The organism is Microbacterium sp., assembly GCF_049650565.1.
Classification (GTDB): Bacteria; Actinomycetota; Actinomycetes; order Actinomycetales; family Microbacteriaceae; genus Microbacterium.
In genome coordinates, this window is sequence record NZ_JBASAK010000033.1 from 1 (window position 1) to 12,614 (window position 12,614).

General features: G+C 69.5%; 11 protein-coding genes. 1 reads left to right on the forward strand and 10 read right to left on the reverse strand.

Going from position 1 to position 12,614, the window contains the following annotated elements; genetic code table 11:
- Both WA967_RS05955 and WA967_RS05960 read right to left on the reverse strand, forming a co-directional pair.
- The coding region (locus WA967_RS05955; protein WP_424420039.1) for an MBL fold metallo-hydrolase at positions 1-1,247 on the reverse strand (1,247 nt) is incomplete at its 3' end.
- Positions 1,248-1,339: 92 nt separating this feature from the next.
- Positions 1,340-4,609, reverse strand: coding sequence for an SNF2-related protein (locus WA967_RS05960; RefSeq protein ID WP_424420041.1), 3,270 nt, complete (start codon positions 4,607-4,609; stop codon positions 1,340-1,342).
- Positions 4,610-4,717: 108 nt separating this feature from the next.
- On the opposite strand from WA967_RS05960, the gene WA967_RS05965 reads away from it, so the two are divergent.
- Positions 4,718-5,668 carry a DUF4349 domain-containing protein gene (locus tag WA967_RS05965; RefSeq protein ID WP_424420043.1) on the forward strand — a complete coding sequence of 317 codons (951 nt, stop codon included), beginning with the start codon at positions 4,718-4,720 and terminating at the stop codon, positions 5,666-5,668.
- A 31-nt stretch (positions 5,669-5,699) separates the two neighbouring features.
- On the opposite strand, the gene nusB is transcribed toward WA967_RS05965, so the two are convergent.
- The 8 genes from nusB to mltG all read right to left on the reverse strand — a co-directional run.
- Positions 5,700-6,110: a transcription antitermination factor NusB gene (gene nusB, locus WA967_RS05970; RefSeq protein WP_424420045.1), complete on the reverse strand. Its 411-nt coding sequence runs from the start codon at positions 6,108-6,110 to the stop codon at positions 5,700-5,702.
- 2 nt (positions 6,111-6,112) lie between these two features.
- Positions 6,113-6,676 (reverse strand): elongation factor P, encoded by a 564-nt coding sequence (gene efp, locus WA967_RS05975; RefSeq protein ID WP_424420059.1) that lies wholly within the window; start codon positions 6,674-6,676, stop codon positions 6,113-6,115.
- A gap of 490 nt (positions 6,677-7,166) precedes the next feature.
- Positions 7,167-7,592, reverse strand: a complete 426-nt coding sequence (locus WA967_RS05980; protein ID WP_424420047.1) for a type II 3-dehydroquinate dehydratase — start codon at positions 7,590-7,592, stop codon at positions 7,167-7,169.
- Positions 7,593-7,605: 13 nt separating this feature from the next.
- The gene (gene aroB / locus WA967_RS05985; protein ID WP_424420049.1) at positions 7,606-8,685 is read right to left on the reverse strand and encodes a 3-dehydroquinate synthase; all 1,080 of its coding nucleotides are present in this window, start codon (positions 8,683-8,685) and stop codon (positions 7,606-7,608) included.
- Entirely contained in the window at positions 8,682-9,212 is a 531-nt protein-coding gene (locus WA967_RS05990) for a shikimate kinase (protein ID WP_424420051.1), read from the reverse strand. Before WA967_RS05990 ends, aroB begins: the two co-directional genes overlap by 4 nt.
- The gene (aroC, locus tag WA967_RS05995; protein ID WP_424420053.1) at positions 9,199-10,428 is read right to left on the reverse strand and encodes a chorismate synthase; all 1,230 of its coding nucleotides are present in this window, start codon (positions 10,426-10,428) and stop codon (positions 9,199-9,201) included. Before aroC ends, WA967_RS05990 begins: the two co-directional genes overlap by 14 nt.
- Positions 10,429-10,432: 4 nt before the next feature.
- On the reverse strand, positions 10,433-11,257 hold the full coding sequence (locus tag WA967_RS06000; RefSeq protein ID WP_424420055.1) for a shikimate dehydrogenase family protein: 825 nt from the start codon (positions 11,255-11,257) through the stop codon (positions 10,433-10,435).
- Position 11,258: 1 nt separating this feature from the next.
- Positions 11,259-12,614: endolytic transglycosylase MltG (gene mltG, locus WA967_RS06005; protein ID WP_424420057.1), on the reverse strand; the 1,356-nt coding region annotated here is incomplete at its 5' end.

Consider the following 12,614-nt stretch of genomic DNA (forward strand, 5'->3'; position numbering starts at 1 on the left):
CCCACGGAGAACTGCATCGACAGGAAGATCGAGTTCGACCAGTCGATCTCGTGGTCGCGGATGTTGGTGGAGACCAGGTCGGCGGGGATCGTGTACCAGTAGATGCACTCCTCCCCCGCGTACTCGCGCACCTTGGCGCGCGGGAAGTCGACCACCATGTCCAGCTCGCCGATCCTGAAGCGCACATGCCCGCCCACTCCGAGGCGGATGGTGCGGGACTTCTTGATCAGCGGCTCCCACCACTCCTTGATGGCGGCCAGCATCTCATCGGGCGGCAGCACCTGGGCACGGGTGGCCTCCTCGTCGCGCAGCTCCTGCTGACGCGAGGCGCGCTGCTCCTCGAGGTAGTCCCACTTCTCGTCGAAGATGTGATGGATCTCGGCATCCGTGTACAGGCTCTGCGAGACGGTCATCTCGCCGCCGTTCAGCTCCACGACGGTGCCGGGCACGAACAGCTGCCCGTCGTACTGCGGCGCCTTCTCCTTCAGGTGCGCCAGGAACTCCTTCTGGTCGGTGAAGATGGCGTCGCCGTCGCGGCCGGTGCCGTTGTACTGGAAGATGTCGTCGCGCAGGAACATCGGCGGGCCGGCCATCGGGAAGACGTGCGGGGCGTCGACCTTCTCGATGTAGTACATGGCGCGCTTGTTCTGCGCCTCGCGCTTGAGCTTCGCGAAGTTCACCTTGGCGTCCTGCGGCAGGTCGTAGACCATCGGCCACCAGATCGCTCCGGACACCTGCGTGAAGTACGCCTCGGGCTTGCCGAACGACAGCAACGCCTCCAGATCGAGCGGGTGCGAATCGTTCTGGTTGAGGATGGACGCCGTGCCGTCGTCGATGCTCAGCGAGGAGTCGCCGATCGGGCCGTCGCTGGGGGCGCGCAGCGGCGTGATCATGAACTTGAGGTTGCCGCGCTGGTCGATCTGCCCGGCCTGCGTGTACGTGATGTTGGTGTAGCCGAGCTTCCGGATGTCGTTCTCGAGGTCGTCGGTGACGTACTCCGGCAGCAGCACCTCGATGTCCTTGCGGATGTACTTCTCGAGCGCACGCGGGTCGAAATGGTCGCGATGCCGGTGCGAGATGTACAGGAAGTCGGCCTCGCGTCCGTAGCGCTCCCAGTCCAGGCCACGGTTGTCGGGAAACGGGAACCACGAGCCGAAGAAGGAGGGTCCGAGCACAGGGTCGCAGATGAAGTTCCCGCCGACCGTCTCGATGAACATCCCGGCGTGGCCGAGTCCCGTGATCCGCATAACGCTCCTTCTGCTGTGGACGTGTCGATTCTATCGATCGGATGCTGTGCCCGGCCGGTGGCCGGCCGTCGATAAGCGCCCGCGGAGCCTGGTCAGGTCTCCAGCAGACCGCGGATGTCGTCGGCGGTGAGCGCCTTGGAGAACAGCTCGTCGTCGTCCATCACCGCAGTGAACAGGCGCGCCTTGCGCTGCTGCAGCGCGAGCACCTTCTCCTCGATGGTGCCCGAGGCGATCAGGCGATACACGAACACGCGGCGGGTCTGCCCGATGCGGTGCGTGCGGTCGATGGCCTGCGCCTCGGCGGCGGGGTTCCACCACGGATCCAGCAGGAACACGTAGTCGGCCTCGGTGAGCGTGAGCCCGAACCCGCCGGCCTTCAAGCTGATGAGGAACACCGGCTGCTCGCCGTCCTTGAAGGAGTCGATGACCTCAGTGCGATTGCGGGTGGATCCGTCCAGGTGCGTGTGCGGGACGCCCGCGGCCTCCAGCCGCTGAGCCGCCAGGTCGAGGAAGCTCGTGAACTGGCTGAACACCAGCGCGCGGTGGCCCTCGGCACGCAGCTCCTGCACCTGCTCGATGAGCACGTCCAGCTTGCTGGAGGGGATGCCTGCATCGGCCGGGTCGATCAGGCCGGGTGCCAGCGCCAGGATCCGCAGCATGGTCAGCGAGCGGAACACGATGAACCTGTTCCGGTCCAGGTCGGCCAGCAGGCCGAGCAGCTTCTGCCGCTCGCGCTGCAGCACGGTGTCATATCGTGCCCGGTGCGCGGGCGAGAGGTCGACGAACACCTCCTGCACCTGCTTCTCGGGCAGATCCGCGGCCACGAGCTCCTTGGTGCGGCGCAGCATGAGCGGCCGGATCCTGCGGCGCAGCCGCTCCAGCCTGCGGCGCCGGTAGTCGCCGCCCTCCTCATTGTCGGGGACCTTGCCCTTTTCGATGGGCTGCACGTACTCCTCGCGGAACTTCCGCGCGGAGGGGAAGAGGCCCGGCGCGGTCAGCGAGAACAGCGCCCACAGGTCGGTGAGGCTGTTCTCGAGCGGCGTGCCGGTCACGGCGATCTTCACGCGGGAGCGGAGAGCGGCGATGGCCTTGTGCGCCTTGGTTGCCGGGTTCTTCGCGAACTGCGCCTCGTCGAGGATCACGCCCGCCCACTCCAGGTCGCCGTACTCCTTGTCGTCCAGGCGCAGCAGCGTGTACGAGGTCACGATGACGTCGGCCTGCTCCACGGCATCCGCCAGCGAGTCGTCGCGACGCGAGGCCGTGCCCTCGATGACGCGCACGCGCAGACCCGGTGCGAAGCGCGCGGCCTCGCTGCGCCAAGTGCCCAGCACCGAGGTGGGCGCGACCACGAGGAACGGCTTCCGCTCCCCCGTCTCGAGGGCATGGACCATCAGCGACAGCAGCTGCAGGGTCTTGCCGAGCCCCATGTCGTCGGCGAGGATGCCGCCCAGCCCGTGCGACCACAGGAAGGCCAGCCAGTCGAACCCCTTCCTCTGGTAGGGGCGCAGCTCGGCGTTCAGCCCGACGGGGAGAGTCGCGGTCGGCACGTTCTGCACATCGCGCAGGCCCTCGGCGAGAGCGCGCCAGGAGACCGCCGCCTCGGACTGATCGGCCAGATCCTCGAAGTCGGCCCACAGCGCCAGCTGGTGGCGGCTGATGCGCGGCCCGGTCTCCCACTCGGCCAGCGAGGCCGCCTCGTCGATGAGGTCTCGCAGCGTCTGCAGCGCGGGATGTGCGAGCGAGAAGTAGCTGCCGTCGACCAGCATCAGCTTGGTGCGGCGCATGCTGAGAGCCTTGAACAGCGGGGTGAACGGGATCGAGACGCCCTCGATCCGGACGATGACCCCCAGGTCGAACCAGTCGGGGTCGGGCGAGTCGACGGTCGACACGCTGATCTCGGGCGTGCCGGTGAGCTCGCGGTACTTCTTGCGGCGGCCCGTGATGACCACCCGTACGTCACTGCCCTCGAACACCGGAAGCACCGTGGTCGCCCACTCGGCGGTGGCGACGCCGATGTGAGCCGCGCTCGCTTCGAACGGCAGGTCGGTGGCCGACGCCCAGAGCCGCTCCAGGCCGCGAAGCGCCAGTCGCTCGGCCTCGGCATCGCGGAACGGATGGTCGGCGGGGACGGGCTCGCCCATCAGCAGCCGCACCGTGCCGTGCCCGGCGTACTCCCACTCGAAGCGGTGCTCCACGCGGTCGGCGGCACCGAAGCGCACGCGCATGACGGGTTCGGGCTTCACGGGCGCGGGCAGCTCGACCCCTGCGGGTGCGGTGACGGCAGACCTCCGGGCGATCGCGGGGTACGCCTCGTGGAAGAACAGCTCCCGGTCCTCGGCGGAGACCTCGATCGGATCGGATGCCGTGAGCGCCGCCCGGACGGGCGCGCTCAAGGGGACTGGAGCGAGCGCGACCTCGATGGTCGTCCCCACGACCGCCCACGTGTAGACGCCGGTCGTGCCGATCGGGCTGACGGATGCCGTGGGAACGCTCACCCCGTCGACGCTGACGTCCGCGTCGATCAGCAGCCCGCCGTCGTCGCGGGTGTCGATCCGGATGCCCGCGGTCGCGTGACCCGCCAGGTGCACGATGGTGTGCTTCTGCGTCGCGACGAACGGGATGCCGAGCGCGGGAAGCGTGCGCAGGTGCTGCCAGAGCAGCGGGGACTCGACACGGTCCAGCGGGATCCAGTCCGTGGCCGTGCCCGAGAGCAGCGAGTCGCGGGCGATGGCGAGGAAGTCGGTGAACCACCGCGACTGCTCGGGGTCGAAGCGGTAGCCGGCGCGGCGCACGCCGTCCCAGGTGGCATCCCCCTGGATCCATCTCGAGGTGGATTCGCTGCGCATCAGCGGGCGGACGCTCAGCTGCACCTCGCCGTGCTCGCGGACGAGCTCTCGGGGCGTGGCGGTGCGTGCCTGCGCGGCGCCCCATCGATCGTGGGCGCGCGACGGTCGCACGCGCAGCTCGACGCCGAGCGCCAGCGGCGTGACGCTGCGAGCCGGTGCTGCACCGGGCATCAGCCGACGCCAGGACGCCCGTTGAGCGTCGATCCGCCGCTCGGTCTCCACGCGCATCCGCGTCTCGCGCTCGGGTGCCACGAGCATCGCGGCCACCACGTGCTTGCAGCCGCTCTGGACGGGACACGAGCACGAGGAGCTGATGATCTCGCCGCCGTGGAACCGCACACGGCACCGGTACGGCGATGGCTCGCCGCCGTACACCTCGGCCGTGAGCGTCTCGGACGCGGCCTCCCACGACGTCTGCTCCACGCGGCCGCGGCGCGCGTAGTCGAGTCCGCGCTGGTAGCCGCCGTCGCCCGCGAGACGACGCAGCTGCTGCGCGCTGGGGCGGGGAACGGTCATCTCAGCATCCTCTCGCAGGCCGCGGACATCCGCGGCGATGCCGGTTCGTTACGCAAAGCTTGTCGGATCGTGACCCCATCACCGCGACTCCTTGCCTAGCCTGAGCGCATGAGCTCCCTTGCGAAGCGCACGATGGTCGCGCTGACCCTGTCCGCGGTACTCGCGCTGCTGGCCGGCTGCTCGGCGAGCAGCGGGGGAAGCGTCCAATCCGACCGTTCGGTGTCCCACGCCGGCGGCTCGGCGCCGGAGCAGGCGGCGGCACCGGATGACGCTCCCGATGCCGCGGTGGTCGTCACCGGCCGGATGACGCTTGAGGCCGACGACCCGATCACCGCCGCCGACAAGGCGGCGGCCCTGGTGAAGGATGCCGGGGGCCGCGTGGACGGGCGGAACGAGCAGGCGGCATCCGGGGATGTCACGGCGCGCGCCGAGCTGGTGCTGCGCATCCCCTCGGCCGCGCTCGACGACACACTGCTCGCGGTGCGCAAGCTCGGCAGCCTGCAGGAGTCGTCGATGGAGACCAAGAAGGTCGATGCCGCGCAGCGGGATCTGGACGCCAGGATCTCCGCCCTGCGCACTTCGATCTCCCGGTACAGCGAATGGCTCGCGGGAGCCACGAAGACCGAGGACCTCATCGAGCTCGAGAAGTCCCTTTCCGACCGGCAGAGCCAGCTCGAGAGCCTCGAGGCCGAGCAGCGCTCCCTGAGCGATCAGGTGGCGATGGCGACGATCACCGCGGCTTTCGAAGCGCACTATGCTCCTGCGCCGACGACGCCGCGCGATCTCGGCGAGGCCATCGTCGCGGGCTGGAACGGCTTCCTCGCGTTCTGGGCGGGAGTCGGCATCGCACTGGGCGTGGGCCTGCCCTGGCTGGTGCTGATCGCGCTGGTCGCGGCGGCCATCATATTGCTGGTGCGCCGGTCGCACAGACGTCGGCCGGGGCCACTGCCCGCTCCGACGCTCCCGCCGGACTTCGGCGGCGAGCTGGTCGGGGCGAGGGCAGGTTCCGACGGTACGGCTCCCGAGGTGCCGCGGACGGCTCCCCCGCAGTCGGAGTGAGGCCGAGGCGCCTCTCAACGCGCAGCGATCCTCACCGGGCGCGGTCGATGCGAGCGAGTACACCGTGCACGAAGGCGCCGGAGTCCTCGGTGGAGAGCTCCTTGGCCAGCTCCACGGCCTCGTCGATGGCGACGGCCGTCGGCACCTCGTCGTTGAAGAGGATCTCCCAGGTGCCGATGCGCAGCAGGGCGCGGTCGACCGTCGGCATCCGCTCCAGCTTCCAGTCGCGGCTGTGCGTGGTGATCTGCTCATCGATCTCGTCGTGGTGATCGATGATCCCGTCGACGATGTCGCGGGCGTACAGCCATGACGCCTGTCGCGCCGGCTCGCTGGCCGCGCGAGCGGCGGCCGCGGCCAGGACGACGGAGACCTCTTCTCCGCGCACGTCGGCGGAGAAGAGGATGTCGAGGGCGCGCTTGCGCGCCTTGGTGCGTGCGCTCAAGGTCAGTCGTTGACGCGGCCGAGGTAGTCGCCCGTGCGGGTGTCGACCTTGACCTTGGTGCCCTGCTCGAGGAACAGCGGAACCTGGATCTCGTAGCCGGTCTCGAGCGTGGCGGGCTTGGTGCCGGCCGACGAGCGGTCGCCCTGCAGGCCGGGCTCGGTGTGCGTGACCTCGAGGACGACGGATGCCGGGAGCTCGACGTACAGCGGTGTGCCGTTGTTCAGCGCGATCTGCACCTGCTGGTTCTCCAGCATGAAGTTGGCCGCGTCGCCCACGGTGGCGGCCGACACGTTGAGCTGGTCGTAGTCCTCCTGGTCCATGAACACGAAGCTGTCGCCGTCGTTGTACAGGTACTGGAAGTCGCGGCGGTCGACGTTCTCGATCTCGACCTTGGTGCCGGCGTTGTAGGTGCGGTCGACGGTCTTGCCCGAGACGACGTTCTTCAGCTTGGTGCGCACGAACGCACCGCCCTTGCCGGGCTTGACGTGCTGGAACTCCACAACGCTCCAGAGCTGTCCGTCGATCTTGAGGACGACGCCGTTCCTGATGTCTGCGGTGGATGCCATGCTGGTGCGAGTCCGTTCGTTTGGAAGGTTCAATGGTCGGGCGCGGTTGCGCGCAGAGAGTGACCAAGGAGTCATCTTATCGGATGCCGTCTGGATGCCTCCCCGATGGGTCGTCCGACAGCCCGCATGCAGCCCCGCCCAGACGACCGATGAGGGGGCCACGGCGATCACGCCGTCGACCCGATTCCCACTCGCGACCGCGAGGGCCGCCTCGGCGCCGAACGACGAGCCGAACAGCACGATGCGATCCGCATCCTGGCGGAGCACCTCGATCTGCTGGATGAACAGTTCCAGAGGCACCTCGTGCGGCGCCGGACGCTGTCCGATGCCGCCGAACCATCGGATGGCGCGCACACGAGCGCCGGTCGTCGAGAGCAGGTCGGCCCGTGCGGATTCGATCCGCCCGCTCGACCCGGCCAACAGCAACACCGCCGTGCCGTTCGATTCAGCGGGCTCTGCATCGTACAGGTCGGCAGAATCCCGCATCCGGCTACTCGCCGATCTTCGCGACCAGCTCCCGCACGGCCTCGGCGTACCCCTCGATCCCGTGGCCGACCACGCGGACGGCGGCGACGTCCTCCAGGTAGGAGAAGTGGCGGAACGCCTCACGCGCGTACACGTCGGAGATGTGCACCTCGGCGAACGGCAGGCCGACACCGGTCAGCGCGTCGCGCAGCGACACCGAGGTGTGCGTGAGCCCGCCCGGGTTGATGACGATCCCCGCGCAGTCCTCCCGGGCAGCGTGGATGGCGTCGATGAGCACGCCCTCGTGATTGCTCTGCAGCGCGCGCACCTCGTAGCCGAGCTCCGCAGCCGTGGCGGCCGTCAGCTGCTCGGCATCCGCAAGGGTGGCCGTGCCGTACACCTCCGGCTCGCGGGTGCCCAGCAGGTTGAGGTTCGGGCCGTTGAGCAGCATCAGGCGGTGCATATCACTCCGCGATCTCCTGGTAGGCGGCGAACATCAGCGACTCGTCGGGCGCCTGGAGCACGGTGGGCTTGGCGATGTCGTCCAGCACGATGAAGCGCATCATCGACCCGCGGGCCTTCTTGTCCCGCTTCATGGTCGTCAGCAGGCCCTTCCAGGCGTTGCCGCGGTACGTGGTCGGCAGACCCAGCGACTCCAGGACGCTGCGGTGCCGGTCGACGGCCTCGTCCGCGAGCCGGCCCGCCAGCCTGGACAGCTCGGCGGCGTACATCATGCCGATGGAGATGGCCGCGCCGTGCCGCCACTGGTAGCGCTCCGCGTGCTCGATGGCGTGACCGAGCGTGTGCCCGTAGTTGAGGATCTCGCGCTGACTCTGCTCGCGGAAGTCCTCCGAGACGACCTTGGCCTTCATGTCGATCGCCAGCTCCACCATGTGCGCGAACTCATCCGTGGCAGTGTCCACGGCGCGTGCGGGGGCTGCCTCGATGATGTCCAGGATCTCCGGCGCCCAGATGAAGCCGGCCTTGACGACCTCTGCGAAGCCGGCGGTGGCCTCATTCGCGCTCAGGCTGCCCAGCTCGTCCAGGTCGCCGATCACGGCGCGGGGAGCCCAGAACGCGCCGACCAGGTTCTTGCCCTCTGCGGTGTTCACCCCGGTCTTGCCTCCGACCGATGCGTCCACCAGTCCCAGCACGGTCGTGGGCACCTGCACGACCTGCACGCCGCGCAGCCACGTCGCCGCGACGAATCCCGCGACGTCGGTGACGGATCCGCCACCGTAGCCGATCACGGCATCAGTACGGGTGAAGTCGGCCTGGCCCATGATCTGCCAGCAGAACGCCGCGACCTCGACGCGCTTGCCTGCCTCGGCATCCGGAATCTCCGCCAGCAGCACCTGCAGCGTGCCGTCGGCCGTGAGCCGGTCACGCAGCTCGGCAGCACGGATGGCCAGCGTGGGCGCGTGCACGATGAGGACCTTGCGCACGGCGGGGTCCAGCGCCGTGCGCACCTCGTCGAGGATGTCCCGCCCGAGGATGATGTCGTAGGCGGACGCTCCGGTCACACTGATGGTCTTGAGGGTCATTCCTGTTCCTTCCTCCATGCGGCGATCTGCTCCGCCAGCATCCGCATCGGCCGGCGCGAGGTGTCAACGGTCAGGTCCGCGACCTCCTCGTACCAGCCGAGTCGCTCCGCGAAGATCGTCCGCCAGCGTTCCACCGGATCGCCCTCCCCCGTCAGCAGCGGGCGCCCCGCACCGCGGATGCGCTGCGACACCGCCTCTGCGCTGACGGTCAGGAAGACCACCGGAAGCTGCGCCAGCAGCGCGCGCGTCGCGGTATCCGTCACGGCTCCGCCGCCCAGCGACACCACGCCGCCGGCCGCGACGGCCTCGGCGACCGCCGTGCGCTCCAGGTCGCGGAAGTACGGCTCGCCGTGCTCCGCGAAGATCTGAGGGATCGGGCCGTGCTCTGCCGCGATCCGCTTGTCGGTGTCCGTGAACGGCACCTCGAGCAGCCGGGACACCTTGCGCCCCACGCTGGTCTTCCCCGCCGCCATCGGGCCGACGAGCACGACGGTCAGCGGACGGTCGGCCGTGTCAGGAGAGCTCATCATGGGCGAGCAGCGCCGCCTCGGATGCCGGCGCCGTGCGCAGCGCCTCGGGGATGCCGGCGAGGTATCCCTCCAGGTTGCGACGCGTCTCGCGGATGCTGTCTCCGCCGAACTTCTCCAGCACGGAGTTCGCCAGTTCGATGGCCACCATGGCCTCGGCCACGACGCCCGCCGCGGGCACCGCGCACACGTCGGAGCGCTGGTGATGGGCGGAGGCGTCCTCGCCCGTGGCGACGTCGACGGTGTGCAGCGCATGCGGAACCGTGGCAATCGGCTTCATGCCTGCACGCACGCGCAGCACGGTGCCGGTGGTCATGCCGCCCTCGGTGCCGCCGGCGCGGTCGGAGCTGCGGGTGATGCCGTCGGCGGTCTCGAACAGCTCGTCGTGCGCCGCGGAGCCGCGACGGCGGGTGGTCTCGAAGCCGTCGCCGACCTCGACGCCCTTGATGGCCTGGATGCTCATCAGCGCCTGCGCGAGACGACCATCGAGTCGGCGGTCCCAGTGCACGTGCGAGCCGACGCCCGGGGGCAGCCCGTACGCCAGCACCTCGACGATGCCGCCGAGCGTGTCGCCGTCCTTGCGTGCCGCGTCCACCTCGGCCACCATCAGCGCGGAGGTCGCGGCGTCGAAGCAGCGCAGCGGATCGGCATCCAGCGCAGTGACGTCGTCCGGTGTCGGCAGCGGCGACCCGTCAGGGACGCGCACCGGGCCGATGGACAGCGTGTGGCTGACCAGACGGATGCCGAGCTCGGACAGGAATGCGCGGGCGACGGCGCCGAGGGCCACGCGGGCCGCGGTCTCACGGGCGCTGGCGCGCTCGAGGATGGGACGTGCCTCGTCGAAGTCGTACTTCTGCATACCCACCAGGTCGGCGTGCCCGGGGCGCGGACGGGTGAGCGCGGCACCGCGACCGCGGGACTTCTCCGTCAGCTCGGCAGGAGCCGGGTTCATCACCTCGGTCCACTTCGGCCACTCGGTGTTGCCGATGCGCAGCGCGACGGGGCTCCCGAGTGAGAGTCCGTGCCGGACGCCGCCGGAGATGGTCAGCTCGTCCTGCTCGAACTTCATGCGCGAGCCGCGGCCGTAGCCGAGCTTGCGACGCTGCAGGTCGGCCTGGATGGCCTCCGCCAGGACGGGCACGCCCGAGGGCAGGCCCTCCATGACGGCGATGAGTTCGGGGCCGTGCGATTCGCCGGCCGTCAGCACACGGAGCATGCCTCTAGTCTTCCATGGCCGCGGCGCGCATGATCGCCACGATGACGTCCTCATCGTCGAGGCGGTGATTCTGGTCGCCGTGCAGGAAGATGCGGATCTGCCGCACCGCCTGGTACAGCAGCATCTCGAACCCCGAGATCACCCGAGGATCCCGCCACTGCGCGGCCAGCGCAGAGGGCCACGGCGCGTAGGCGGCCTCGAAGAGCACGCCGCCCGCGTTCGCGAGCGCGCCCGCGATCGAGGCATCCAGCACGGTGCCGCTGGGCAGCGTGGCGACGGTCGCGTCGACGGCATCCGCCGCGGCGTCGAACGGCAGCACTGTGATCGCCACGCCCAGCTGCTCGCCGATGGCAGACATCCGCCCCGCCGTCTCAGGGCGACGCGCGCGCACCTCCACCGACGTCGCGCCCAGTTCCCCCAGCGCGACCAGCGCGGATGCAGCCGTCGCGCCCGCGCCGAGGATGCGAGCGGAGCGGATGCCGGTGACCCCGGCGTTCGTGAACGCATCGACGATGCCGCCGACGTCGGTGTTGAAGCCGCGCAGCGTCTCCCCCAGCAGCAGCGTGTTGACGGCGCCGGTGAGCCGCGCGTGCTCATCGGCGTCATCGGAGGCGGACAGAGCCACGGCCTTCAGCGGCATCGTCAGCGACAGTCCGCGCCAGGTGTCATCGAGTCCGTCCAGGGCGGCGGTGAAGCCCGCGACATCGACCTGCCGACGTCCGTAGTGCCAGTCCAGCCCCATCCGGCGATAGGCGGCGCCGTGCAGCGCGGGCGACCGGCTGTGGCCGATCGGGTCGCCCCAGACCGCCAGTCGCGTGCGGCCGGTCACCTCAGCATCCCGTGCCCGGATTGGCCTTGCACCACGACTGCATCTTCTTGATGGCCTGCTGGTGCTCCTCGTACGTGGTCGAGAACTGCGTCTCCCCCGTGCTCATGTTCACGGTGACGAAGTACAGCCAGGGCCCGTCGGCAGGGTGCATGGCCGCGTCGATCGCGGCATCCCCCGCGCTGGCGATGGGCGTGGCGGGCAGCCCCGTGATGACGTAGGTGTTCCACGCGTTGTCGTTGTTCTGGGCCTCCTTGGAGGTGCTGGCCTTGCCCGCGTGCAGCTCACCGAACCCGTACTGCGCGGTGGAGTCCATCTGCAGCCTCATACCATCGGCGAGACGATTCTCGATCACTCGGGAGACCTTGGCGAAGTCCGGAGTCCGCGCCTCGCGCTCGATGATCGATGCGATGGTCAGCACGCGCTGCGCGTCGGCATCCGGCACTCCCGCCTTCTGCAGCGACTCGCGCGTGCGATCCACCATGCGCTGAACGACGTCCTTCGCGGTGACACCCGGATCGAACGTGTACGTGGCCGGGAACAGCCACCCCTCCAGCGACTTCGCCTGCACGCCGTAAGCCGCCGGATCCTTGACAGCGGCCTGCAGGTCCTCGAGCTTGAGGCCGACGCCGTCGACGATCCTCGGCAGGGACGACGCGATGGTACCGCCCTCCGCGATGCGCACCGTGTTCGCCATCCTGCTCTTCGGATCCTGCAGCGCCGTCAGTGCCGCAGCGGCGGTCATCCTCTTCTGCAGCTTGTAGACACCGGGATAGAACGTGACGGACTTGTTCTCCTCGATCAGGTAGTCGTAGAACGCCCGGTCGGTCTTCGTCACACCAGCCTTGTACAGCGCCGTCGACACCGGGGAGCCGGTGTCGCCCTTCAGAATCGTGACCGTAGCCTCGCCGGATGCCTGCCCCGCCGAGTAGTCGGCGGGCTCGCCCCAGCCCATCACCTTGTCGATCTGGGGTTTATAGGTGCTGTACACCCACGCGCCGCCCGCCGCGATGGCGCCCAGCACGACCAGCAGGATGAGCAGCCAGATCAGGCACCCGCGACCCCGCTTCCTCGGCGGGAGGGGCTTGTGATGCTCGGGCGAGAACAGCGAGTCCAGGCCGCCCTCCTGCCCGAAGGGCGCGACCGCCGAAGGCTCGGCGGGCCGGAGCGGTGCGACCTCGCTGACGACCCTCGGCTGCGCGGCGGGCGTGTCTTCCGGCGTGGAGGGAGAATCGGATGCCCGCGCCGCGACCGGAGTGGCAGCGATCGGAGGCACAGCCGCTGCGATAGGCGCCGCGGGGGCGACGGGGATCGGATCCTGCGCAGTCGCCCGCGCAGCGGCCTGCGCGCGCTCGGCGGC